This is a genomic window from Mesorhizobium sp. M0037 (genome assembly GCF_040323635.1).
In the GTDB taxonomy this organism is placed as follows: Bacteria; Pseudomonadota; Alphaproteobacteria; order Rhizobiales; family Rhizobiaceae; genus Mesorhizobium.
The window spans coordinates 136,025-159,411 of the sequence record NZ_JAMYVB010000008.1; the positions used below are offsets into that span (position 1 = coordinate 136,025).

General features: G+C 63.1%; 21 protein-coding genes and 2 pseudogenes. 18 read left to right on the top strand and 5 right to left on the bottom strand.

The window, feature by feature from the left end:
- The first annotated feature begins 78 nt into the window (after positions 1-78).
- A complete protein-coding gene (ilvN, locus tag NKJ78_RS14645; protein WP_023668352.1) occupies positions 79-651 on the top strand; it encodes an acetolactate synthase small subunit in 573 nt (190 codons plus the stop codon).
- A gap of 11 nt (positions 652-662) precedes the next feature.
- On the opposite strand, the gene NKJ78_RS14650 is transcribed toward ilvN, so the two are convergent.
- Positions 663-1,043, bottom strand: a complete 381-nt coding sequence (locus NKJ78_RS14650) for a metalloregulator ArsR/SmtB family transcription factor (RefSeq protein WP_352460266.1) — start codon at positions 1,041-1,043, stop codon at positions 663-665.
- Positions 1,044-1,199: 156 nt separating this feature from the next.
- Here NKJ78_RS14650 and NKJ78_RS14655 point away from each other — a divergent pair.
- The 8 genes and pseudogenes from NKJ78_RS14655 (at position 1,200) to NKJ78_RS14690 (ending at position 10,712) form a co-directional block, all read left to right on the top strand.
- A pseudogene (locus NKJ78_RS14655) lies at positions 1,200-2,157 on the top strand (acyl-CoA desaturase).
- A gap of 122 nt (positions 2,158-2,279) precedes the next feature.
- Positions 2,280-2,876 carry a LysE family translocator gene (locus NKJ78_RS14660; RefSeq protein ID WP_352562490.1) on the top strand — a complete coding sequence of 199 codons (597 nt, stop codon included), beginning with the start codon at positions 2,280-2,282 and terminating at the stop codon, positions 2,874-2,876.
- 225 nt (positions 2,877-3,101) lie between these two features.
- Positions 3,102-4,397, top strand: coding sequence for an efflux RND transporter periplasmic adaptor subunit (locus tag NKJ78_RS14665; RefSeq protein WP_352460267.1), 1,296 nt, complete (start codon positions 3,102-3,104; stop codon positions 4,395-4,397).
- Entirely contained in the window at positions 4,394-7,558 is a 3,165-nt protein-coding gene (locus tag NKJ78_RS14670; RefSeq protein ID WP_352460268.1) for an efflux RND transporter permease subunit, read from the top strand. The genes NKJ78_RS14665 and NKJ78_RS14670 overlap by 4 nt, the downstream gene beginning before the upstream one ends.
- 64 nt (positions 7,559-7,622) lie before the next feature.
- Positions 7,623-8,246, top strand: a complete 624-nt coding sequence (gene nthA, locus NKJ78_RS14675; protein ID WP_352460269.1) for a nitrile hydratase subunit alpha — start codon at positions 7,623-7,625, stop codon at positions 8,244-8,246.
- Positions 8,243-8,902, top strand: a complete 660-nt coding sequence (gene nthB, locus NKJ78_RS14680; RefSeq protein WP_352460270.1) for a nitrile hydratase subunit beta — start codon at positions 8,243-8,245, stop codon at positions 8,900-8,902. Before nthA ends, nthB begins: the two co-directional genes overlap by 4 nt.
- The gene (locus tag NKJ78_RS14685) at positions 8,889-9,236 is read left to right on the top strand and encodes a nitrile hydratase accessory protein (RefSeq protein WP_023712484.1); all 348 of its coding nucleotides are present in this window, start codon (positions 8,889-8,891) and stop codon (positions 9,234-9,236) included. The genes nthB and NKJ78_RS14685 overlap by 14 nt, the downstream gene beginning before the upstream one ends.
- A 348-nt stretch (positions 9,237-9,584) precedes the next feature.
- Positions 9,585-10,712 (top strand): ATP-dependent DNA helicase, encoded by a 1,128-nt coding sequence (locus tag NKJ78_RS14690; protein WP_352562491.1) that lies wholly within the window; start codon positions 9,585-9,587, stop codon positions 10,710-10,712.
- A 34-nt stretch (positions 10,713-10,746) separates the two neighbouring features.
- On the opposite strand, the gene NKJ78_RS14695 is transcribed toward NKJ78_RS14690, so the two are convergent.
- Positions 10,747-11,166: a SpoIIAA family protein gene (locus tag NKJ78_RS14695; RefSeq protein WP_023682069.1), complete on the bottom strand. Its 420-nt coding sequence runs from the start codon at positions 11,164-11,166 to the stop codon at positions 10,747-10,749.
- Positions 11,167-11,278: 112 nt separating this feature from the next.
- Between NKJ78_RS14695 and NKJ78_RS14700 the strand changes: the two genes are divergently transcribed.
- From NKJ78_RS14700 to NKJ78_RS14715, 4 genes are all read left to right on the top strand, one after another.
- On the top strand, positions 11,279-12,019 hold the full coding sequence (locus NKJ78_RS14700; protein ID WP_023690926.1) for a pyridoxine 5'-phosphate synthase: 741 nt from the start codon (positions 11,279-11,281) through the stop codon (positions 12,017-12,019).
- Between the two features lie 76 nt (positions 12,020-12,095).
- A complete protein-coding gene (locus tag NKJ78_RS14705) occupies positions 12,096-14,009 on the top strand; it encodes a potassium transporter Kup (RefSeq protein ID WP_023823130.1) in 1,914 nt (637 codons plus the stop codon).
- A 141-nt stretch (positions 14,010-14,150) separates the two neighbouring features.
- Positions 14,151-16,070 (top strand): potassium transporter Kup, encoded by a 1,920-nt coding sequence (locus tag NKJ78_RS14710; RefSeq protein WP_286442487.1) that lies wholly within the window; start codon positions 14,151-14,153, stop codon positions 16,068-16,070.
- Between the two features lie 35 nt (positions 16,071-16,105).
- Entirely contained in the window at positions 16,106-17,146 is a 1,041-nt protein-coding gene (locus tag NKJ78_RS14715) for an SDR family oxidoreductase (RefSeq protein ID WP_023741659.1), read from the top strand.
- Positions 17,147-17,196: 50 nt separating this feature from the next.
- Here NKJ78_RS14715 and NKJ78_RS14720 read toward each other — a convergent pair whose 3' ends face one another.
- Complete coding sequence (locus NKJ78_RS14720) at positions 17,197-18,087, bottom strand: SDR family oxidoreductase (RefSeq protein ID WP_023741658.1); 891 nt, start codon at positions 18,085-18,087, stop codon at positions 17,197-17,199.
- Between the two features lie 138 nt (positions 18,088-18,225).
- Here NKJ78_RS14720 and NKJ78_RS14725 point away from each other — a divergent pair, with 138 nt between their 5' ends.
- Entirely contained in the window at positions 18,226-18,633 is a 408-nt protein-coding gene (locus NKJ78_RS14725; protein ID WP_023690335.1) for a winged helix-turn-helix transcriptional regulator, read from the top strand.
- 73 nt (positions 18,634-18,706) lie between these two features.
- Positions 18,707-20,035, top strand: coding sequence for an FAD-dependent oxidoreductase (locus NKJ78_RS14730; RefSeq protein WP_245270887.1), 1,329 nt, complete (start codon positions 18,707-18,709; stop codon positions 20,033-20,035).
- Here the strand turns inward: NKJ78_RS14730 and NKJ78_RS14735 are convergent.
- A pseudogene (locus tag NKJ78_RS14735) lies at positions 19,929-20,645 on the bottom strand (glutathione S-transferase family protein); the annotation flags it as partial. The gene NKJ78_RS14730 and the pseudogene NKJ78_RS14735 overlap by 107 nt on opposite strands.
- Position 20,646: 1 nt before the next feature.
- A complete protein-coding gene (locus tag NKJ78_RS14740) occupies positions 20,647-20,952 on the bottom strand; it encodes a Rieske (2Fe-2S) protein (protein WP_023731256.1) in 306 nt (101 codons plus the stop codon).
- 95 nt (positions 20,953-21,047) lie between these two features.
- On the opposite strand from NKJ78_RS14740, the gene NKJ78_RS14745 reads away from it, so the two are divergent.
- The 3 genes from NKJ78_RS14745 to ilvC all read left to right on the top strand — a co-directional run bounded on the left by NKJ78_RS14745 (position 21,048) and on the right by ilvC (position 23,357).
- A complete protein-coding gene (locus NKJ78_RS14745) occupies positions 21,048-21,506 on the top strand; it encodes a MarR family winged helix-turn-helix transcriptional regulator (RefSeq protein ID WP_023741655.1) in 459 nt (152 codons plus the stop codon).
- A 142-nt stretch (positions 21,507-21,648) separates the two neighbouring features.
- Positions 21,649-22,314, top strand: a complete 666-nt coding sequence (locus NKJ78_RS14750; protein ID WP_245260243.1) for a TetR/AcrR family transcriptional regulator — start codon at positions 21,649-21,651, stop codon at positions 22,312-22,314.
- 23 nt (positions 22,315-22,337) lie between these two features.
- A complete protein-coding gene (gene ilvC, locus NKJ78_RS14755; RefSeq protein ID WP_013531065.1) occupies positions 22,338-23,357 on the top strand; it encodes a ketol-acid reductoisomerase in 1,020 nt (339 codons plus the stop codon).
- The last annotated feature ends 30 nt before the right edge of the window (positions 23,358-23,387 follow it).

Here is a 23,387-nt window from a genome sequence, read left to right on the forward strand (position 1 = left end):
CAAGCCGGGGCAGGGCTGTCGCGAGAAGCCGTGCGCAAACAGAGAATTAGCTCAAAGTCTGAAATCGAGATTCATGTCATGAACGCACAGCTTCAACCGACCGGCTCCGCCTATTTCATCGCCAAGGAAACGGAGAAGCCGGAGAACCACACGCTCTCCGTGCTGGTCGACAATGAGCCCGGCGTGCTTGCCCGGGTCATCGGCCTCTTTTCCGGCCGCGGTTATAACATCGAGAGCCTCACCGTCTCCGAGACCGAACACGAGAAGCACCTGTCGCGCATCACCATAGTGACGCGCGGCACGCCGCATGTGCTGGAGCAGATCAAGCATCAGCTCGAACGCATCGTGCCGGTGCACCGCGTCGTCGATCTCACCGTGCGCTCGCACGAGTTCGGCCAGGAGCGGCCGCTGGAACGCGAGCTGGCGCTGGTCAAGGTCGCCGGCACTGGCGAAGCCCGCGTCGAGGCGCTGCGACTTGCAGACGCCTTCCGCGCGTCGGTCATCGACGCCAACACCGAGCACTTCATCTTCGAGATTACCGGCAAGGGTTCGAAGCTCGACCAGTTCATCGCCATCATGAAGCCGCTCGGCCTGGTCGAGATCTGCCGCACCGGCGTGGCGGCGATGAACCGCGGCCCGCAAGGGATGTAGTCTCAGTCCAACTATTTTACCGGCTTGGGATCGACCTTGCCGCTCGCCAGATTCTTACTCTCCCTTTTGATCGGGCGCGATACCGGACAGACGTCCTGGACGAAGCCGTTCAGCGTGTTAACCAGATTGTTCTGGACCAGCGAGTAGCGCATGAATTGTCCCTGCCGCTCCCTGGCGATGAGGCCGGCCGTCTCCAGGATGCTCAGATGCTGCGAGATCGACGGCTTCGACATGTCGAAGCGCGCCGCGATCTCGCCCGCGGTCAGCGAGGAGTGGGCGAGATAGGCGAGGATCTTGCGCCTCGGCTGCGATGACAGCGCCTCGAACACGCGCTGTATGGCGCTGCTTGCCCCGATAGCCGTGTCGCCATCCGCTGCATTGTCTTCGATCACCGCCTGCCTCTGTCGTTTCGCTTCCAGTATTTAGTCTATTGCCTAAATACCTAAATCGGAATAGTAGATAGTTAGCTTATTGCCTAAATAAGCGCCGGCGCGCCGGAAGGCAAGGCTCTTTGGTCCGGAAATGTTTCCTGCAGAGGAGGGATGCCGATGAAGACCATATCCACAGGCAGAATGATCTCGCAGCCCTTGAGCGATGCCGAAGATGGCGAGGTCGTCTGGATGCCGGCCAAGTCGATCTGGGTCGGCGCGATGACGCTGATTGCGTTGGTGTTCGGGCCGCTGACCTTCAGCTGGAGCGCTTTCGCCCTGTTCGTAGCGACGACGGCGGTGACGATCTGCGCCGGACACTCGGTCGGCATGCATCGCCTGCTCATCCATCGCTCGTTCAGGGTTCACATCTGGCTCGAACACGCGCTGGTCTATCTCGGCACGCTCGTCGGCATGGCCGGTCCGTTCGGCATGATCTATGCGCATGACATACGAGACTGGGCGCAGCGCCAGACGGCTTGTCACGACCTGCACGCCCACCGCCGGCCTTTCTTCACCGACGCTTTCTGGCAAATGCATTGCGCCGTGGCGTTGCGCAATCCGCCTGACTTCGTCATCGAGCCGTCGATCAGAAACGACCGCTTCTACAAATTCGTCGAGCGGACCTGGATGCTGCAGCAACTGCCGTGGGCGATCCTTTTTCTTGCTGCTCGGCGGGTGGAGCTGGGTGGTCTGGGGCATTGCGGTGCGTATCTCCGTGTCGCTGACCGGGCATTGGCTGGTCGGGCATTTCGCACATCGCAGCGGGCAGCAGGGCTGGCGCGTCGATGGCGTTGCCGTGCAGGGCTACAACCTGCCGCGTTTCGGCCTGGTGACCTTTGGCGAGAGTTTCCACGGCAATCACCATGCGTTTCCCGAATCCGCAAAGCTCGGCCTGGAACGCGGGCAGATCGATCTCGGCTGGCTCTTCATCCGCATCCTGGCTGCCCTCGGCCTCGCGCATGGCGTGAAGCTTCCCGGGAACACGCCGAGGCGCAAAGGCCTGCGGCGTGTGGCTGGCCGTCAGGAGGCGGCCCCCGCTCCCAGCCTGTTGTCGGCGCGGCCCCACGGCAGGTAGACTGTGCCGGCGTGGCTGGCTCGGATAGACGGATCACGGCGGAGCGCTTTGGACCAATCGAATGAAGTTGCGTCCAACGCCCTGTCGACTTAAGTCAGCATTGCTGACCTTTGTGAGCCGTCATGACCCTCGACGCTTTCCTTGCACTTTTGGTCTACGCCTTCGTGACCTCGATCACGCCGGGGCCGAACAACCTCATGCTCTTGGCGTCGGGCGTGAATTTCGGCCTCGTCAGAACCATTCCGCATATGCTGGGCATCAGCATGGGTTTCCTGGTACTGTTGCTTGCTGTCGGCTTTGGCCTGGGCGCGGTGCTGACGGCGTTTCCGGCCCTGCACACCGGATTGAAGATCGCCGGCGCTGCCTATCTGCTCTATCTCGCCTGGAAGATCGCCATGTCGCGCTCGCTGTCCAGCAAGGGTGAGACGGAGGCACGGCCGATGCGCTTCATCGAGGCAGCCGCATACCAGTGGGTCAATGCGAAAGCCTGGGTGATGGCGATCACCGCCATGGCCGTCTACTCCAATCCGGACCACCCGTTCCTGTCGGTGGCGCTGATCGCGATCGCCTTCACCGTCGTCAACCTGCCGAGCGTCTCGGTGTGGGCCGGCTTCGGCACGGCGCTGCGCGGATTCCTGTCGGATCCGGTGCGGCTGAAATGGTTCAACATCGCCATGGGCGTGCTCTTGGCGGCGACGCTCTGGCCGATGCTGAAATAGACGCATCCGGCCTGAAATCTCAACCGCATCCTGGCTGGTTTTCCGACTGCTGAGCCGGCTGCATAGTCATTGTGCAGTGCACATTAAATCTTCGTAATGCCGTGTTTTGGCCCTTTTCCGACAAATGTGCGTCCTATCTACTTCGGCGAGATCGCGGCAAGGCGCCGTGATTGGGTAGAATGAGACCACCGGGTTCGGCGTGTCGGATCATAGGGCTTTTAGTCGATGCGCGGAAAAGTCGTTCTGGCGGTGGTGGTGGCAGCGGCCTGTGTCGCCGCGGCATGGGTCTATTTTTCGCCGGCGGCAATGAGCAGTCTGCAGCAGATGCTGCCGGGCGCCAGGCAGACGGCAGCAGCGGACAAGCCGGCTGGATCGGACAAGGCTTCGGCCGACAAGGCTGGGGGCAAATCCGGCGCCGGCGGCAATGCCGCCCGTTCGGCCTCGATCGTTTCCGCCACCGCGACGACAGCCGATTTCCCGATCCGCCGCTATGCCATCGGCTTCGTGTCGTCGCCGGCCGTGGTCAACATCAACGCCCGCGTGTCCAGCCAGATCGTATCGATCGACGTCAAGGACGGCGAGATGGTGAAGGCCGGCGACCTGCTGTTCTCGCTCGACGACCGGGCGCTCAAGGCGCAGCTTGCCAAGGATCAGGCGACGCTCGCCAAGGACCAGGCCCTGCTGACCAGTTCGGGCTCCGACCTCCAGCGCGCCAAGGATCTCGTCGCCAAGCAGGCCGGCACGCAGCAGACCTACGATCAGGCGGTGGCGGCGCAAAAGGCTGCCGCGGCGACCGTGGACGCCGACAAGGCGACGATCGACGCCGACAATGTCCAGCTCGGCTTCGCCAGCATCAAGGCGCCGATTGCCGGCCGGCTGGGCGCCGTCAACGTTTCGGTCGGTGACCTGGTCACCTTGAGCAACGGCAACTCGAGCACGGCCACGCCGCTGGTGACGATCACCGAGATGGATCCGCTGCAAGTCAACTTCAACCTGCCGGAGAGCAACCTGGCGCTGCTGCACAAGGCGCTGGCCAACCCGCAGCAAGGCGCGGTGACGCTGACCAAGGATGGCGATCCGACGCCGATCGGCAAGGGCACGCTCGACTTCGTCGATTCCAGCGTCGACACCGCGTCCGGCACCATCGCGACACGGGCGAGCATTCCCAACGCCGATCTTTCACTGTGGCCCGGCCAGTATGTGAATGTCGTGCTCGACGCCGGCATCATGCCGCAGATGACATCCATCCCGACGGTCGCGGTCCAGCCCAGCCAGAAGGGGCCGTTCGTCTATGTCGTGAAACCGGACAATACGGTCGAGATGCGGCCGGTGCAGGTGGCGCTGACCGAAGGCGAAAACAGCGCCATCAGCGAGGGCGTCAAGTCGGGCGAGAAGGTTGTCGTCGAGGGCCAAACCAGGCTGAAGGACGGCGCCAGCGTGCATGAAGGCAAGGCAACTGCCGGCCGTCAGGCAGCGCCCAAGGTGGCGGAAGCCGACAAAGCCGGCGGAGCTGCCCAATGATCTCCGAATTCTGCATAAGAAGGCCTGTCGCGACGCTGCTGATGTCGTTCGCCCTCGTGCTGGGCGGGCTGTTTGCCTACAAGTTCCTGCCGGTTGCGGCGCTGCCGAGCGCCGAATTCCCGGTCGTCAACGTCTCGGCCAACCTGGCCGGCGCTTCGCCTGAAACCATGGCGACATCGGTGGCGACGCCGCTGATCAAGCAGTTCGCCACCATTGCCGGCATCGATTCCATCTCGACCAGCAATTCGCTGGGACGCACGTCCATTGCCATCCAGTTCGTGCTCAACCGGGATATCGACGCGGCGGCCGCCGATGTGCAGGCGGCGATCGCGCGCACGCAGCGGCAGTTGCCGCCGGAGATGACGTCGCCGCCGAGTTATCGCAAGGTCAATCCGGCCGACGCGCCGATCCTTCTGATGTCGCTGGTCAGCGACACGGTTCCGCTCACCGACCTCGACGCCTTCGCCGAAAATGTCATCTCGCCGTCTCTGTCGACCATCGACGGCGTGGCGCAGGTGTCGATCTTCGGCCAGCAGAAATATGCGGTGCGCGTGCAGATCGACCCGACGGCGCTGGCGGCGCGCGGCATTTCGATCGACCAGCTGCAGACGGCAATCGCGTCGGCCAACTCCAACACGCCGCTCGGCGTCTTGCAGAACGACAAGCAGCAGCTGACCATCACGGCCAATACGCAGCTCACCGATGCCGCCGGGTTCTCCAACCTCATCATCGCCACCAAGAACGGCCATCCGGTGCGGCTGGGCGAGGTGACGCGCGTCATCGACTCGGTCGAGACCACGACGACCGCAAGCTGGTATGACGGCACGCGCGCCATCATCCTGGCGGTGCAGCGCCAGCCCGACGCCAACACGGTCGACGTCGTCGACAAGGTCAAGGCGATGCTGCCGTCGTTCAAGGACCAAATGCCGGCCGCCGCCGACATCAAGCTGCTCAACGACCGTTCCACCTCGATCCGCCAGGCCGTCGACGACGTCCAGTTCACGCTGCTTCTGACCATCGCTTTGGTGGTGATGGTGATCTTCGTCTTCCTGCGCCGGGTGACTGCAACCATCATTCCGGCCGTGGCGGTGCCGATCTCGTTGATCGCGACGCTCGGCGCCATGTTCCTGTTCGGCTTCTCCATCGACAACATCTCGCTGATGGGCCTGACGCTCGCAGTCGGCCTCGTCGTCGACGACGCCATCGTCATGCTGGAAAACATCTTTCGCCACATGGAGGAGGACGGTCTCTCGGCCTTCGATGCCTCGCTGAAGGGCGCGCGCGAAATCGGCTTCACCATCATCTCGATCTCGATCTCGCTGGTGGCGGTGTTCATCCCCGTGCTTCTAATGGGCGGCGTCATCGGCCGCATCTTCAACGAATTCGCCGTCGTGGTGACGGTCGCCATCCTGGCTTCGATGTTCGTGTCGCTGACACTGACGCCAATGCTGTGTTCGCGCTTGCTGTCGGTGACCAAGGCCGATCGCGACAAGCATGCCCCCGGCCACAAGCAGGATATCGTCACCCGCGGCTATGACCGGCTTTTGACCTTCTGCCTGCGCCACACTTTTCTGGTGTTCCTCGTCTTCGCCGGCACGGCGGCAGGGTCGGTCTGGCTGATCGAGGTCTCGCCGAAAGGCTTTTTCCCGCAAGAGGATATCGGCCAGATCTCGGTTACGACGATCGCCAGGCAGGACATCTCCTACGACGCCATGGTCAAGCTGCAGAACCAGGCGGCAAGTGTCTTCTCGCATTCGCCCTATGTCTCGCATGTCGCCTGGTCAGCCGGCGGCGGCAACAATGCGCTGAACCAGGGCCAGCTCTATGTGCAGCTGAAGGACAAGAGCCAGCGCCCCGACATCGACAAGGTGCTGTCGGATCTGCGGCGGCAACTGGCCACTGTGCCGGGGATCGATGCCTATATGCAGCCGGTGCAGAACCTGCGGCTTGGCGCGCGTTCTTCCGCCAGCGCCTACCAGCTTGTCGTTCAGGGCCTCGATACCGGTCTGACCGATACATGGGCGCAAAAGCTCAACGACGCGATGGCGGCCGATCATGCGAATTTCACCGACGTCACCAGCGATCTGCAGAATAATTCATTGCAGGCGACGCTGGTGGTCGATCGCGACAAGGCGGCCTCGCTCGGCATCGACACCGACACGCTGCGCTCCAGCCTCTATGGCGGCTTCGGCACGGAGCAGGTTTCGACGATCTTCGGCTCGGCCGACAGCTACGAAGTCATCATGGAGCTCGATCCCAACATCGAATGGTCGCCCGAGCGCATGCTGGCCATCCAGGTCAGGACGGCAAGCGGCAGCCTGGTGCCGCTCGGCGCCTTTGCCAGCGTCGACCGCACCGCCGGCGCGCTGACGGTCAACCAGCTCGGCCAGCTGCCGGCGGTCACCATCTCCTATAATCTGCCGCAAGGCGTGGCGCTGGGCGACAGCACGGCCCGCATCGCCGCGCTGAAGGAGCAGATCGGCATGCCGCCGGCGATTTCGACCAGCTTTGCCGGGACGGCCAAGACCTTCCAGGATTCGCTGGCTAATCAGGGCCTGCTGATCGGCGGCGCCATTCTGACCATCTATATCGTGCTCGGCATCCTCTATGAGAGCTTCATTCATCCGCTGACCATCCTGACCGGCCTGCCGTCGGCTGTGCTGGGCGCGGTGGTGGCGTTGCGCTTTGCCGGCATGGACCTGTCCGTCATCGCGGTGATCGGCATCCTGATGCTGATCGGCATCGTCAAGAAGAACGGCATCATGATGGTCGACGTCGCGCTGGAGCTGCGACGAGAAGGCATGTCGGCCAAGGAGTCCATACACAAGGCGTGCCTGATGCGTTTCAGGCCGATCATGATGACGACGTTGGCGGCGCTGATGGGCACGTTCCCGATCGCGCTCGGCACCGGCGCCAGTGCTGAGCTGCGCCAGCCGCTCGGTGTCGCGGTCGTCGGCGGGCTGCTCGCTTCCCAGGCGCTGACGCTGTTCGTCACCCCTGTCATCTATGTCTATTTCGAGAATTTCTCCGGCTGGCTGGTGAGCTTCTTCTCTTCGAAGAATAACAAGCCGGCGCTGCATGCCGTCGCGAGCGGCGAGCAGGCGTCGCTGTTCGGCCCCGAGGACCGGCTCATCGAACCCCAGAAGGCCGCCGCCGAATAGGGGATAGCCTGTGGCCCAAGCTGTCATGCTTGCGGCCATGGGCTGCCGATCCTAATCTGAGATCATGTCCCATGATCATGACCACGACAATGAGCTCGACCCGTTTGCGGCGCGCGTGCGCGCGCTGGAGACCATCCTCACCGAAAAAGGCCTGATCGATCCGGCCGCAATCGACGTCATCGTCGACACCTATGAGACCAAGATCGGGCCGCGCAACGGCGCCAGGGTGGTGGCGAAAGCCTGGAGCGATCCGGCCTTTGCCGAGTGGCTGAAGCGCGATGCGACTGCGGCGATCACCTCGCTGGGCTACACCGGCCGCCAGGGCGAGCACATGCAGGCGGTGTTCAACACGGACGAGACGCACAACCTCGTCGTCTGCACGCTGTGCTCCTGCTATCCGTGGTCGGTGCTTGGGCTGCCGCCGGTCTGGTACAAGGCGCCGCCCTATCGGTCGCGGGCGGTTATCGATCCGCGCGGCGTGCTGGAGGAGTTCGGGCTGACCTTGCCGGCGGAGAAAAAGATCCGCGTCTGGGATTCGACTGCCGAACTGCGCTATCTCGTGGTGCCGATGCGTCCCGAAGGCACCGAGGGCTGGAGCGAGGACCAGCTCGCCGAACTGGTGAGCCGCGATGCGATGATCGGCACGGCGGTGGCCAAAGAACCCGGGACAAAGAAGGTACCGGCATGAACGGGCCGCAGGATCTAGGCGGACAGATGGGTTTCGGGCCGGTCGCGCCCGAAAAGGACGAGCCTTACTTCCATGCCGACTGGGAGCGGCGGGCGCTGGGCGTGACGCTGACCGCCGGCGCCATGGGCGCCTGGAACATCGACGAGAGCCGGCACGCCAGGGAATCGCTGCATCCGGCCGTCTATTATTCGTCGAGCTACTATCAGATCTGGATCAAGGCGCTGGAGGTGCTGCTGAAGCGCCATGGCTTCGTCAGCGAGCGCGATCTGACGGAAGGTCGGGCGGTCGATCCGGCGGCGACGCCCAAAAGGGTGTTGAAGGCCGAAAACGTGCCGGCGGTACTGGCCAAGGGCAGTCCCTGCGACCGGCCGGTCGAGACGGCGCCGCGCTTCAAGGCCGGCGACCCGGTGCGGACAAGGAATTTCAATCCCACCGGCCACACAAGGCTACCGCATTATGCGCGCGGCAAGCACGGAGTGATCGAGGCCGTGCGTGACGGTTTTGTGTTCCCCGACAGCAACGCGCATGGCAACGGTGAAAACCCGCAATGGGTCTATACCGTGGTCTTCGATGGCTCGGAAATCTGGGGCGAGGGCGCCGACCCGACGCTGACCGTCTCCATCGATGCCTGGGAGAGCTATCTTGAGCCGGCCTGAAGGTGCATTGCCGGCGGGTCTGGACGAACCGGTATTCGCCGAACCCTGGCAGGCCGAAGCCTTCGCCATGACGGTGGCGCTGCATGACAAGGGCCTGTTTTCGTGGAGCGAATGGGCCGATGCGCTGTCGGCGCAAGTGAAGAAGCCGGGCGCCGCAAGCGATGGCCACGATTATTACGAGCATTGGCTGGCGGCGCTGGAAACGCTGCTGGCGGCCAAGGGCGTCGCCGGCAAAAACGATGTCGACACGCTCGCCGCCGCCTGGGAACGCGCCGCGCATGCAACCCCGCACGGCAAGCCGATTTTGTTGGAGAACGATCCCGGGGATTGGTGAGGGATGAAGTCCTCGCGATGTTTGCGCCGCCCCTCACCTGCCTGCCGGCATCCTCTCCCCGTACGACGGGGAGAGGGGTCGCTCGCGTCCATGGTTTCGCCAATCTCAAGCATCTCATGATGGCGCCGAGGCTGCGGCCAGCCTTTTTCTCCCGGTCAGTATACGGGGAGAAATGCCCGGCAGGGCAATGAGGGGCAGCGCTGGCGGTTTGTCATTATCTGAAGCGATTGCCCTCCGTTCTCAATGCTTGTTCCCTTTACGTTCGGTTTCGGCGCTGTTAGCCTGAGCGCCTCCGGCATTGATGGTGGCGGCCTTGTCTTTCCCTTGCGAATCCGGTCTGTCGAACCGATGGAATTCTCCCCCCAACAGGACGAGGCTCTGAAAGCGGTGGCGCGCTGGCTGAAAGAGGGCCGGCCGCAGGTCTTCCGGCTGTTCGGCTATGCCGGCACCGGTAAGACCACGCTGGCGCGCTATTTTGCCGAGCATGTCGATGGGCAGGTGCAGTTCGCCGCCTTCACCGGCAAGGCGGCGCAGGTGCTGCGTTCCAAGGGCGCGGTCAATGCCCGCACCATCCATTCGTTGATCTACCGGCCGAAGGGCGAGGAATCGGTGTCGGACGAGGTGACCGGCAAGACCTCGATGTCGCCGACCTTCTCGCTCAACCGGCAAAGTCCTATTTCACGGGCGAAGCTGGTGGTCATCGACGAATGCTCGATGGTCGACGAGCAGCTTGGCCGCGACCTTCTGAGTTTTGGCACGCCGATCCTGGTGCTTGGCGATCCGGCGCAGCTGCCGCCGATCTCGGGCGGCGGCTTCTTCACCGAGCATGAGCCGGATGTGCTCTTGACCGAAATCCACCGCCAGGCGCGCGACAATCCGATCATCCAGCTGGCGCTCGACGTGCGCGAGGGCCGCGAGTTCATGCGCGGCGACTACGGCACCGCGCAGGTCATCGGCAAGGAGGACGTCACCCAGGAGCTGGTGCTGAAGGCGGACCAGGTGTTGGTCGGCACCAACCGCACACGCCGCCGCTACAATCAGCGCCTGCGCGAGCTGAAGGGGTTCAATGCCGATTATCCGCAGGCCGGCGACAAGCTGGTCTGCCTGCGCAACGACCCCGCCAAGGGCCTGCTCAACGGTTCGCTGTGGAAGGTAATGACCTCGTCGCGCGAGACGGTGAAGCCGGGCATCAACCTTCTGGTCTCGCCCGAGGAGGACGATCCCGACCGCGGCGTCGCCAAGATCAAGCTGCTCAAGTCGGCTTTCGAGGATCCGGACGCCGATATCCCCTGGCAGCAGAAGAAGCGCTTTGACCATTTCGACTACGGCTACGCGCTGACTGTGCACAAGGCGCAGGGTTCGCAGTGGAACGACGTCGTTCTGTTCGACGAGAGCTGGGCATTCAAGGAAACCCGCCAGCGCTGGCTTTATACCGCCATCACGCGGGCGGCAGAGCGGCTGACGATTGTTAGATAACCGGCGTTAGATAACTGGCGTTAGATAGCCGGCGTCAGGTAGCAGCCGGCGCAGCAGGGCTGAGTGGCGTCGCACCCAGCCATTGCCAGGCATCCGCTTCATCCTCGGCCGCGAAGTGCCTGAACTCGATGGGTGGCGAAGCCGGAAGGAAGTTCCGCGCATCCGCTATCCAGTCGGGCTCACCGATCGTCGCGCACCGGGCGATATGCTCTAGCGCATGAACCGTACCTTGTTTCAGCGTCTCGTCGTCCATATCGATCCAGTCGACGCCCTCATGGTCGACCAGCCGCACCAAGACGTCGATCCTCGGGTGCAGCGCGTAGGCAGCCTCCAGCAATCCGAACAGATTTTCGCCGTCGGCGGCCGATACATGGCCGACGACGTCTATGGCGAAAAGGTCCTCACGGTCGGTTTCGAGGCGGCGGATCGCGGGCACGGATTGGAGAAAATTCATTGGCTGGGTTCCCCCTTGCGAGCAGATGTCATCACTGGAACACCCGAAAGCCCCTGTCTGTTCCCATCAAAGGCAGTATAGATGCGCTGCACAAACAGCCGGACCTCACGCCATGCCCGCGAAACTCTCGGTCAATCTCAACGCCATCGCCATGCTGCGCAACCGCCGCGACCTGCCGTGGCCGAGCGTCACCGGGCTCGGCCGCCTGGCGCTGGCGGCCGGCGCGCACGGGCTGACGGTTCATCCGCGGCCCGACGAGCGCCACACCAGGCATTCCGACCTGCCGGAGATCCGGGCGCTGATCGACGACGAGTTTCCCAAGGCGGAATTCAACATCGAGGGCTACCCGACCGAGGATTTTCTGGCGCTTGTGGAAAGGCACCAGCCGGAGCAGGTGACGCTGGTGCCCGACGATCCGGCGCAGGCGACATCGGACCATGGCTGGAACTTTGCCGCGGAGGCGGCGTTCCTTATCCCGATCGTCAAGCGTCTGAAAAAAGGGGGCTTCCGCGTGTCGCTGTTTTCCGATCCGGATCCCACCGGCGTCAATGCCGCGCGCGACACCGGCGCCGACCGCATCGAGCTCTATACCGGGCCCTACGGCAGCTACCATTCCGATTCCGCCAAGGCGCGGAAGGAGCTGGAAAGATTGGGAAAAACCGCGGATGCCGCACTCGCCGCCGGGCTCCAGGTCAATGCCGGGCACGATCTGGTGGTGAACAACCTTCCGGCATTGGCAAAGCGCATTCCGGCATTGGCCGAAGTGTCTATCGGACACGGGTTGACAGCCGATGCATTGGAGTATGGCATGGCCGGCACGGTGGGGCGGTTTCTGAAGGCTTGCGGTTGGTAGCGGTGGAAGGCTCGTGTCGAAGGTGATATCGCATGACAGCAAGCAAGGCGCACCGCACGATATCGGGGAGTAGTCGATGGCTCTTTCCAGCATCGGTAGCGAGGCTGAACCCGTCGAACAACCGAACCACTCCCACACTGAACAGCACAGCACCAAAGTTCTGATGCTGGGCGCGCTTGGCGTCGTCTATGGCGATATCGGCACCAGCCCGATCTATGCCTTCCGCGAGGCGCTTCACGCTTCGCCTGGTACCGACACGCGTATAGATGTCCTGGGCGTGCTGTCGCTGATCGTCTGGGCGCTGACGATTATCGTCACCATAAAATACGTCGCTTTCGTGCTTCGCGCCGACAACAAGGGCGAGGGCGGCACGCTGTCCCTGATGGCGCTGGCGCGCAGCGCCTATCCAAAAGGCGCCAAGCTTATCCTCGGCATCGGACTTTGCGGGGCGTCGCTTTTTTTCGGAGACGCTATCATAACTCCGGCCATTTCCGTGCTGTCGGCAGTTGAGGGCCTGGAAGTGGTGACACCGACGCTGGAGGCCTATGTCGTTCCGATCACCTTGGTCATCCTGGCATTTCTGTTCTCCGTGCAGCGCTTCGGCACGGGGAAGGTGGCGGCAGTATTCGGGCCGGTGACGGCGCTATGGTTCCTGGCCATCGGCGTTTCCGGGCTCTACCACCTGATGGATGATCCTTCGGTGCTGTTGGCGATCAACCCGTATTATGCGATCGCCTACTTAGCCGGCACGCCGACCGCCGCTTTCGTGACCGTTGGTGCAGTGTTCCTGGCGGTAACGGGGGCCGAGGCGCTTTATGTCGACCTTGGACATTTCGGGCGCAAGCCGATCGTGCTCGCGTGGTTTTCCGTGGTGTTTCCTTGCCTGCTGCTCAACTACTTCGGCCAGGGCGCCTTTGTATTGGCGAATGGCGGCAGGCCGACCAATCCATTCTTCGAGATGTTGCCGGATTGGGCGCTGATGCCAATGGTCGGCTTGGCAACGGCCGCCACCGTGATCGCCAGTCAGGCGGTGATCTCGGGTGCTTTTTCGCTGGCACGTCAGGCAGTGCAACTCAACCTGCTGCCCCGCATCGAGGTGCAGCACACGTCCGAAATGCAGAGCGGCCAGATTTATATGCCGCGCGTCAACCTGCTCATCGCCCTGGGAGTGATGCTGCTGGTTGTCGGCTTCGGCAGCTCGAGTTCGCTGGCTTCCGCTTACGGAATTTCGGTAACCGGCGAGATGCTGATGACAACCATTCTGCTGTTCGTTGTCATGCGCAATTTGTGGAAATGGCAGCTTGGGCTCGCCCTGGCATTGGCGCTGCTGTTCGGCACCATCGACATGGGTTTCTTCCTCGCGAATGTCGTCAAGATCGTGGAAGGCGGATGGGTGTCAATATCCGTTGCCTGCCTCATGGGGCTGATCATGACCACCTGGATACGCGGCAGCCGCTATCTGTTCGACAAGACCCGGCGCAACGAAATCCCGCTCGATTTCCTCGCCGGCAATCTGTTGAAGAAGAAGCCGCAGCTGGTGTCCGGCACCGCCGTGTTCCTGACCAGCGATCCGCAAAGCGCGCCGACAGCGCTGATGCACAGCCTGAAGCACTACAAGGTGCTGCACGAGCAGAACGTCATTCTGTCGGTGGTCACCGCACCGCAGCCGCTGGTGCCCGACAGCGAACGGGTCAAGATGGAGACAGTCAACGAGTTGTTCATGCGGGTGACGCTGACCTTCGGCTATATGGAGCAGCCCAACATTCCGCGCGCGCTGGCGATCTGCCGCAAGCAGGGCTGGAAGTTCGACATCATGACGACTTCGTTCTTCCTGTCGCGGCGCTCGCTCAAGGCATCGCCCAATTCCGGCATGCCGGTGTGGCAGGACAAGCTGTTCATCGGGCTCGCCCGCTCGGCGGCCGATGCGACGGAGTATTTCCAGATCCCGACCGGACGTGTGGTCGAGATCGGCACGCAGGTGGCGATCTGAGGTTTCCGGCAGCCTTTGACGCCACGCACCGGTCATTGCGGGGCAAGCCCTGCGCTGGGAACATGGTAGCCCTACCGTCACGGCACTTGATATTGCATCGCAGCAAGCGTAGAGCACCGCGCGCTTATCGGAGTGTCGTCCATGGCCCTTACCAATGCTGGTATTGAGGCAGAACCCGTCGAACAATCGAGCCATCCCGAAATCGAACAGCACAGCACCAAAGTTCTGATGCTGGGCGCGCTCGGTGTGGTCTATGGCGACATCGGCACCAGCCCGATCTACGCCTTCCGGGAAGCGCTTGTTGCGTCCTCCGGCGGCGAAATCGCCGAGCGCGGCGATATTCTGGGCGTGCTGTCGCTGATCATCTGGTCGTTGACGATTATCGTCACCATCAAATACATCATGTTCGTGCTCAGAGCCGACAACCGAGGCGAGGGCGGCGTGCTGTCGCTGATGGCGCTGGCGCGCGGCAGTTTCCCGACCCGCTCGGCGATCATCCTGGCCATCGGTATTGTCGGCGCGTCATTGTTCTTCGGTGACGCCGTCATCACGCCGGCAATCTCGGTGCTTTCGGCGGTTGAAGGCATGAATGTCGTTACCCCGACCTTCCAGCCCTACGTCGTGCCGCTGACGCTGGTCATCCTGGCGATCCTGTTTTCGGTGCAGCGCTTCGGGACCGGCGGTGTGGCGCTGATCTTTGGCCCGATCACGGCGGTCTGGTTCCTGGCTATCGGTCTTTCGGGCTTGAACCACATCATCGCCGATCCCGAAATCCTGTGGGCGGTCAGCCCGCACTACATCGTCGCCTTCCTGATCAATTCGCCCGATGTCGCCTTCGTCACCATCGGCGCCATCTTCCTCGCCGTCACCGGCGCCGAAGCGCTTTATGCCGATCTCGGCCATTTCGGCCGCAAGCCCATCGTGCTCGCCTGGCTGGCCATCGTGTTTCCCTGCCTGCTGCTCAACTATGCCGGGCAGGGCGCTTTCGTGCTGGCGAAGAACGGTCACGTCGGCCATCCATTCTTCGAGATGAACGAAGGCTGGACGCTGATCCCGATGGTGGTATTGGCAACCGCGGCGACGGTCATCGCCAGCCAGGCGGTCATATCGGGCGCCTTCTCGCTGACCAGGCAGGCGGTGCAGCTCAATATGCTGCCGCGCCTCGAAATCCTGCACACGTCGGAACGGCAGTCGGGCCAGATCTACATGCCGCGCGTCAATGTTTTGCTGGCTTTGGCGGTGATGTTGCTGGTCGTCGGTTTCGGCGAATCGAGCAAGCTCGCCTCCGCCTATGGCATCTCGGTGACCGGCAACATGTTGGTGACGACGGTGCTGCTGTTCGTCGTCATGACACGCATCTGGAAATGGCGGCTGTGGGTGGCGGTGGCGATGACGGCGGTGTTCGCGTTCATCGACATCGGCTTCTTTGCCTCCAACATCGTCAAGGTGTTCGAGGGCGGCTGGGCGTCGCTTGCGGTGGCCTTCACCATCGTTCTGGCGATGTGGACCTGGGTGCGCGGCAGCCGCTATCTGTTCGACAAGACCCGGCGCAACGAAATCCCGCTCGATTTCCTCGCCGGCAATCTGTTGAAGAAGAAGCCGCAGCTGGTGTCCGGCACCGCCGTGTTCCTGACCAGCGATCCGCAAAGCGCGCCGACAGCGCTGATGCACAGCCTGAAGCACTACAAGGTGCTGCACGAGCAGAACGTCATTCTGTCGGTGGTCACCGCACCGCAGCCGCTGGTGCCCGACAGCGAGCGGGTCAAGATGGAGACAGTCAACGAGTTGTTCATGCGGGTGACGCTGACCTTCGGCTATATGGAGCAGCCCAACATTCCGCGCGCGCTGGCGATCTGCCGCAAGCAGGGCTGGAAGTTCGACATCATGACGACGTCGTTCTTCCTGTCGCGGCGCTCGCTCAAGGCATCGCCCAATTCCGGCATGCCGGTGTGGCAGGACAAGCTGTTCATCGGGCTCGCCCGCTCGGCGGCCGATGCGACGGAGTATTTCCAGATCCCGACCGGACGTGTGGTCGAGATCGGCACGCAGGTGGCGATCTGAGGGTCTCGAACGGATAAATCGTCGAGGAGGCTAATATGAGCGGCGAATTGGTGCTGGTCACCGGCGGGTCCGGCTTCCTCGGCGCTCACTGCATCCTCGAACTGTTGAAGGCCGGCTACCGCGTCCGCACCTCCGTGCGATCGGCCAGGCGCGAAGCCGATGTGCTCGCCATGCTCAAGGCAGGTGGCACGGAGCCCGGTGACGCCCTTTCATTCGCCCATGCCGATCTGATGGCCGACGCAGGCTGGCCGGCGGCGGTGGCCGGCTGCGATTACGTGCTGCATGTCGCATCACCTTTTCCGCCCGGCGTGCCCACGCATGAGGATGACCTGATCCTTCCGGCACGCGAGGGCGCGTTGCGCGTGCTGCGGGCGGCGCGGGATACCGGGGTCAGGCGCGTCGTGCTCACCTCATCCTTCGCGGCCGTCGGCTATGGCAAGATGCGCGCGGATGGGCAGCCTTTCAACGAGGAAAACTGGACCGATCCGGCAGGCAAGGTCAGCGCCTATGTGAAGTCCAAGACGCTCGCCGAGCGCGCGGCCTGGGATTTCATCGCCGAGCAGGGCGGCGCGCTGGAACTTGCGGTCGTCAATCCCGTTGGCATCTTTGGACCGGTGCTCGGCGCCGACCATTCGACCTCGACCGAATTTGTCCAGCGCATGCTGAACTGCGCCGTGCCTGGGCTGCCGCGCCTGTCCTTCGGCGTCGTCGACGCGCGCGACGTGGCGGATCTGCATGTTCGCGCCATGACCCACCCCGCCGCCAAGGGCGAACGGTTCCTCGCTGTCGCCGGCGATTTCATGACGGTGCGCGAGATCGCGCAGACCCTGAAGACGCGGCTCGGGCCGGCGGCGTCGCGCGTCTCGACGCGGGAGTTTCCCGATTGGCTGGTGCGCATCATCGGGCTGTTCAATCCGGAAGCGGCACAGCTCGCAACGGAACTGGGCAAGATCAAGAACGCCACCAACGCCAAGGCGGTGCGCGTGCTCGGCTGGGCGCCACGCTCGCGCGAAGATGCTTTGATTGCCACGGGCGAAAGCCTGATCCGGCTGGGACTGGTCAAGCGACGTAAGTAATTGTGCGGGAGGCCGAATCGTAAGGGCTCGGCGTCCCGCAACGGCAGCTTTCAGCCGGCCAGTGCAGCCTTGTTCGTCTCCAGAAACTGCTTCAGCGGCACCGACTTTCGGCCGGAGAGTTTTTCGACCGCGTCGGTCACCATGCCGAGGTCACCTGCGCGGGCGGCAGCGTCGAACGACACCAGCACCTTTGCGAAGGGTTCAGGCAGGCCGGCCGACTTCATTCCCTCGGTCAGGGCTTCGTCGGAAAGCTGGATGACCTGGATCGGCTTGCTGGTGACTTCGGTGACCAACGCCGCCACTTCGGCAGCCGTATACGCACTGGGGCCGGTCAGCGTGTAAGTCGCGCTTTCGCTGCTGTCCGAGGCGAGCCCCGCTGCGATCGCCGCCGCGAAATCGTCGCGCGTGCCGTAGGAAATGGCGCCGTCGCCGGCGGAGGTGTACCACTGACCCGATGCCAGAACCTGCGGCAACGCCATGAACAGGTTCTCGTTATACCAGCCATTGCGGAAGATCGTGTAGGGGATGCCGCTCGCCTTGATCGCCTGTTCGGTGTCGTAGTGGTCGGGCGCGAAAACAACCGGCGAACCAGGCTCGGGGTTGGGCATCGAGGTGTACAGCAGGTGGCCGACGCCAGCCTGTTTGGCCGCGGTCACCGCCGCAAGCTGCTGCTCGCGCCGCTTCCCCTGTACCTCAAGTTCGTTGGTCGAGATGACGAGTGCCCGGTCGGCTCCCGCGAAGGCCTCGGCAAGCGATTGCGGGTCGTTGAAGTCAGCGGCTCTGACGACGACGCCGCGCGCCGCCAGATCGGCAAGGTTGGCGGGTGTACGGGTGGTGGCGATGATGCGGTTTGCGGGGACCTTTAATGTGTCCAGCAGGTGGTTGATGACGCCGCGGCCAAGCTGGCCGGAAGCGCCGGTGACGAGAAGGGTTGCGGTCATGGGGGATCCTGAAATTGCGCCGGGTGGCGGGTGCTTCTGACAGTCTCAAAAAGAGACCAGCACTAAAATAAGAATTGACCGGCCACCGTAAAGAAGGCAGTTTTTAGGGAGGTAGGCACCGCCAGGGAACCAGCAGCCATGGACGGCAAGGTCGTCAATCTGAGAACCAAGCTCAATATATTCAAAGCCACCAGCGATGGCGCAAACATTGCCGATTGCCCGGTTCGCGACGTGATGCAGGGTGTGAACGGCAAATGGAGTTCGCTGCTGATGGCGGCGCTCGCCGAGCAGCCCTATCGTTTCGGCGAGTTGCGGCGCCTGGTGCCCGACATCTCGCAGCGCATGCTGACCCAGACGCTCCACGATCTGCAGCGCGACGGCTTTGTTCATCGCGAAGTGTTCCCGACCAAGCCGCCAAGCGTCGAATACAGCCTGACCGATCTCGGCCGTTCGATGTTCGGCGCCTTGCATCAACTGATCCTGTGGGCCGAACTCAACCATGGTGCGGTGCGCAAGGCGCGCGCTGCCTTCGACGCCGGTGGCTGATATTTTGGTCCATGCAGCAATGGCTTGATTTGACAATGGCGCTGAAGGATTGTCCCGCCAGTGGTTGGGCGCAATGGAAAAATCTCTAGACATCGCGATTGCGGGCGCCGGCCCGGCGGGGCTCGCCACCGCGCTCTTTCTCAAGCGTGCGGGCCATAACGTCACCATCTTCGAACGTTTCGAGGAGCCCAAGCCCGTCGGCTCCGGACTGATCCTGCAGCCGACCGGGCTGAGCGTGGTTGCCGATCTCGGCCTGCTCGACGACATTCTGGCGCTCGGCAGCCGCATCGAGCGTCTGCATGGCGCCGATGCCTCGACCGGCCGCACCGTGCTCGCCGTGCGCTACGACGCGCAGCCTGGCGGCCGCTTCGGGCTGGCGGTGCACCGGGCGGCGCTGTTCAACGTGTTGTTCCGCGCCGCGCAGTGCCAAGGCATCGCCATCGAAACCGGTGTCGAGATCGAGGCGCTGGACGTCGGTGAGCGGGCAAGCCTGATCTTCGACAAGAGCCGAACGGTGGGGGGCCGCAGGGCAGGGCCGTTCGACCTCGTCGTCGACGCCAGCGGCTCGCGTTCGAAGCTGCGCCGGTGCCTCAACGATCCGGCCGAGCCGCGGCAGCTCACTTACGGCGCGTTCTGGGCCTCGCTCGGCTGGCGCCAAGGCTTCGACGAAAATGCGCTGCTGCAGCGCTACGACAAGGCCAGCGTGATGATCGGCGTCCTGCCGATCGGCCGACCGGAACCGGGCGCGGAAAAGATGGCGGCGTTCTTCTGGAGCCTGAAGCCGGCGGATGCCGAAAACGTGCGCGCGGCAGGGCTCGACGCCTGGAAGGCGAGACTGGTCTCGCTGTGGCCACAGTGCGAGGCGTTCACCAGCCAGATCGACAGCTTCGACCAGCTGTCGCTGGCGCGCTACGGCCACCACACGATGAAGCTGCCGGCCGGCCGCAGGCTGGCCGTCATCGGCGATGCCGCGCATTCGACCAGCCCGCAGCTCGGGCAAGGCGCCAACATGGCGCTGCTCGACGCGGCAGCACTCAGCCATGCCTTGGCACAAACGGGCAACGTCGAGGCAGCGCTGGAAAGCTACGCCCGGGCGCGGCGATGGCATGTCCGAATCTTCCAGCTGCTGTCGCTGGCGCTGACGCCGTTCTACCAGTCGGACGGCACGATGCTGCCCTTCTTCCGCGACAGGCTGGTGGCAACCATCGCCAAAATCCCGCCAGTGCCAAGCGTGCTTGCCTCGATGGTGGCCGGCACGCTGATCGATCCGTTCAGGCGGATCGGGCTAGAGGAGGTGCACTGGCCAGATCATCCGGCGGGATCAGGGTCGAGAGAAACGAATTTCTCGCACGCAGGAATAGACGCAGCCGCTGCGGATAGTCCGGCGCCACGGCACCCTTGATCGAGGCGCGTTCGCTCAACGCCTTGCGCCAGGCCTGGACCCGCAGCTTCCCGTCCAGCAGGCCGAAATTGCCGATCCGGTCGAAGGCGTCGAGATAGCGGAAGACCGGGCCGTAGACGGCGTCGACGAGGCAAAAGCGCTGGCCGCTGAACCACGGTCCGGCCTGGTCGGCCAATTCGTTCTCGACACGATCGAACATGGCTGACAGCGCTGCGGATTCCGCCAGGAAGGCGGCCTCCGTCGATGCCGAGTAGAACCGGCCGATGGTGTTCAATGTCGCCGAGCCGAACTCGATCCAGGCGCGATGCCGGGCACGGGCGTAGGCGTCGGCCGGATGCAGAGGATTGGCTTGCGTCTCCTCGAGGAATTCGAGAATGACGGCGGATTCGAAGATCACCGTCTCCTCGCCATTTGCCTGGAGGATCAGCAGCGGCACCTTGCCCAGCGGCGAAATCGCCTTGAACCAGTCCGGCTTGTTGGCGAGGTCGATGGTGACACGCTCAAACGGCACGCCTTTCTCGGCCAGCGAGATAGCCGCGCGCTGCACATAGGGGCACAGATGATGGCTGACGAGAATGAGCTTGCCAGGCATTTCATTCTTCTCAGGCATGTCACTCTCCCCAGACATAGTTCAACGCGCCGTCGTCGACGCGCGTCGACAGGAACATCAGTCGCGACGCTTTTGGCGCCGGACCTTCAAGCCGATCGCCGCTTTCCATATCGAAGGCGGCACCGTGCCATTGGCAGACCAGCTTGCCGTCCTTGCAGTCGAGCGGCCCGCCGAAATGCAGGCAGACATTGGCGGCGGCACGGACACGCTCGCCGCTGCGCCAGACATGGACCTCGCGGCCGAAGAACGGTGCGATCAGGCTGCCCGTCTGTGGGACGTCGGCGACTTTGCAAATTTCGTGTTTCATGGATCTTTCCCGGATCGATGCAGTTGCATGCATATAGATGCAAGTGCATTGACCGTCAAGCTTGATGCAACTGCATCTACCGCCTAGGATGGGTCATGACCAAAACAACCACGCCTTCGCCGGAAGCCGTCAAGGCCTGGGCCCGCCTAATGCGGGTTTCGCGCCAGCTCATCGAAATGGCGGAAGAGGCTTTGAAGACTAGCGGCTTGCCGCCGCTCGACTGGTATGACGTGCTGCATGAACTCGCCGAGGCGGGTGAGGGCGGGCTGCGGCCATTCCAGCTGACCGAGCGCACACTGTTTGCGCAGTATAACATCTCGCGGCTTCTGGCGCGCCTCGAGGCAGACGGACTGGTCGAGAAGCTCAGGGCTGCCGATGACGGCCGCGGCCAGACCATCCGCATCTCGGCCAAGGGCCGTCAGACGCGGCGACGGATGTGGGCTGTCTATGGACGGTCGATAGCGGAATTGGTCGGCGCAAAACTCTCCGCGGAGGAGCTGAAGATACTGGCGAGCCTGCTTGGAGAGCTGCGCCATCCGCCCGCCGATGATTGATCCGTCAGAATCTCGTGGTTGCTCGGCGGCTCTCACGTCGACGATTTTTCTACCTGACCCCTTGCGTCGAGCATAGGATTGCGCAATATGCCGAACCGTAACGTACGGTACGCAGTTTGAGGCGGCCCGGCGACCTCATCGAATGGGCAGGAAATTGTTGCAGGCAAGGGCCGAGATCGATACCAGCGAAGTGCTGACAGAGCGGCAAAAGGTCGTCCTGGACGCGGCTTTGCGGCTGCTGGTCGAGGAGGGCGACAATCTGACCATGACGGCGGTGGCGCGCCGCGCCAGCTGCTCCAAGGAAACGCTCTACAAATGGTTCGGCGACCGCGACGGACTGCTGACGGCGACCGTGCAGTGGCAGGCATCGAAAGTGCGCGTGGTGCCGGTCGACGGTGAGCGGCTCGATCTTGCCTCGCTGACGGCAAGCCTGGAAGGCTTCGCCTCGGACTGGCTAAAGGTGATTTCGAGCGATACCTCGATCGCGCTGAACCGCGTCGCGGTCGGCCATGCCGGATCCGGAAAGGACGATCTCGGCGCCATCGTGCTGGAGAATGGCCGTTTCGCGCTGGCCAGACGCCTGAAGCCGGTGCTGCTTGCCGGCAAGCATGCCGGGCTGCTCGACTTTACGGATGCCGAAATGGCGTTCCGGACCTTTTTCGGGCTGGTCGCCCGCGACGTGCAGATCCGTCTCCTGCTCGGCGACAGGCTGGAATTGACTGAAGCGGCGATCGGCGGCGATGCCGTCCGGGCAACGCAGCAGTTTCTCGCTCTTTATGGAGCAAAAACCGGGCCGCAAGGCCTCTAATCTCTACGGGAAGGAAGCAAAAGATGCGTGTCTATTACGATCGCGACGCCGATCTCAATCTGATCAAGGGCAAGAAGGTCGCCATCATCGGCTATGGCAGCCAAGGCCGGGCGCATGCGCTCAACCTCAAGGATTCGGGCGCCAAGGAAATCGCCATCGGCCTCAAGGCGGGATCGGCGACGGCCAAGAAGGTCGAGGCCGACGGGCTCAAGGTGATGAGCGTGGCGGACGCTGCCAAATGGGCCGATTTGATGATGATGGCGACGCCTGACGAATTGCAGGCCGACATCTACAAAAACGAAATCGCGCCAAACATACGTGACGGCGCCGCGATTGCCTTCGCGCACGGCCTCAACGTGCATTTCGGCCTCATCGAGCCGAAGTCGACCGTCGATGTCGTCATGATCGCGCCGAAAGGCCCCGGCCACACGGTGCGCGGCGAATACCAGAAGGGCGGCGGCGTGCCGTGCCTGGTCGCCGTCAACCAGGATGCTTCCGGCAACGCGCTCGATCTTGCTCTGTCCTACGCCTGCGGCGTCGGCGGCGGCCGTTCGGGCATCATCGAGACCAATTTCCGCGAGGAATGCGAGACCGATCTGTTCGGCGAGCAGGTCGTGCTCTGCGGCGGCCTGGTCGAACTGATCCGCGCCGGTTTTGAGACGCTGGTGGAAGCCGGCTATGCGCCCGAAATGGCCTATTTCGAGTGCCTGCACGAGGTCAAGCTGATCGTCGACCTGATCTATGAAGGGGGCATCGCCAACATGAACTACTCGATCTCGAACACCGCCGAATGGGGTGAATATGTCTCAGGCCCGCGCATCATTACCGCCGAGACCAAGGCCGAGATGAAGCGCGTGCTGAAAGACATCCAGACCGGAAAATTCACCTCGGAGTGGATGCAGGAATACCGCGCCGGCATGTCGCGCTTCAAGGGCATCCGCCGCAACAATGACAGCCACCAGATCGAGGAAGTCGGCGCCAAGCTGCGCGCCATGATGCCCTGGATTTCCAAGAACAAGCTGGTCGACAAGGCCAAGAACTAACCCGCAGTCGTCAGGATTGGGAGCAAAGAG

Coding starts and splice junctions, on each gene's coding strand:
- ilvN (WP_023668352.1), top strand. CDS start 79: ATGAACGCACAGCTTCAACCGACCGGCTCCGCCTATTTCATCGCCAAG.
- NKJ78_RS14660 (WP_352562490.1), top strand. CDS start 2,280: ATGACCCTCGACGCTTTCCTTGCACTTTTGGTCTACGCCTTCGTGACC.
- NKJ78_RS14665 (WP_352460267.1), top strand. CDS start 3,102: ATGCGCGGAAAAGTCGTTCTGGCGGTGGTGGTGGCAGCGGCCTGTGTC.
- NKJ78_RS14670 (WP_352460268.1), top strand. CDS start 4,394: ATGATCTCCGAATTCTGCATAAGAAGGCCTGTCGCGACGCTGCTGATG.
- nthA (WP_352460269.1), top strand. CDS start 7,623: ATGTCCCATGATCATGACCACGACAATGAGCTCGACCCGTTTGCGGCG.
- nthB (WP_352460270.1), top strand. CDS start 8,243: ATGAACGGGCCGCAGGATCTAGGCGGACAGATGGGTTTCGGGCCGGTC.
- NKJ78_RS14690 (WP_352562491.1), top strand. CDS start 9,585: ATGGAATTCTCCCCCCAACAGGACGAGGCTCTGAAAGCGGTGGCGCGC.
- NKJ78_RS14695 (WP_023682069.1), bottom strand. CDS start 11,166: ATGAATTTTCTCCAATCCGTGCCCGCGATCCGCCGCCTCGAAACCGAC.
- NKJ78_RS14700 (WP_023690926.1), top strand. CDS start 11,279: ATGCCCGCGAAACTCTCGGTCAATCTCAACGCCATCGCCATGCTGCGC.
- NKJ78_RS14705 (WP_023823130.1), top strand. CDS start 12,096: ATGGCTCTTTCCAGCATCGGTAGCGAGGCTGAACCCGTCGAACAACCG.
- NKJ78_RS14710 (WP_286442487.1), top strand. CDS start 14,151: ATGGCCCTTACCAATGCTGGTATTGAGGCAGAACCCGTCGAACAATCG.
- NKJ78_RS14715 (WP_023741659.1), top strand. CDS start 16,106: ATGAGCGGCGAATTGGTGCTGGTCACCGGCGGGTCCGGCTTCCTCGGC.
- NKJ78_RS14720 (WP_023741658.1), bottom strand. CDS start 18,087: ATGACCGCAACCCTTCTCGTCACCGGCGCTTCCGGCCAGCTTGGCCGC.
- NKJ78_RS14725 (WP_023690335.1), top strand. CDS start 18,226: ATGGACGGCAAGGTCGTCAATCTGAGAACCAAGCTCAATATATTCAAA.
- NKJ78_RS14730 (WP_245270887.1), top strand. CDS start 18,707: ATGGAAAAATCTCTAGACATCGCGATTGCGGGCGCCGGCCCGGCGGGG.
- NKJ78_RS14740 (WP_023731256.1), bottom strand. CDS start 20,952: ATGAAACACGAAATTTGCAAAGTCGCCGACGTCCCACAGACGGGCAGC.
- NKJ78_RS14745 (WP_023741655.1), top strand. CDS start 21,048: ATGACCAAAACAACCACGCCTTCGCCGGAAGCCGTCAAGGCCTGGGCC.
- NKJ78_RS14750 (WP_245260243.1), top strand. CDS start 21,649: ATGGGCAGGAAATTGTTGCAGGCAAGGGCCGAGATCGATACCAGCGAA.
- ilvC (WP_013531065.1), top strand. CDS start 22,338: ATGCGTGTCTATTACGATCGCGACGCCGATCTCAATCTGATCAAGGGC.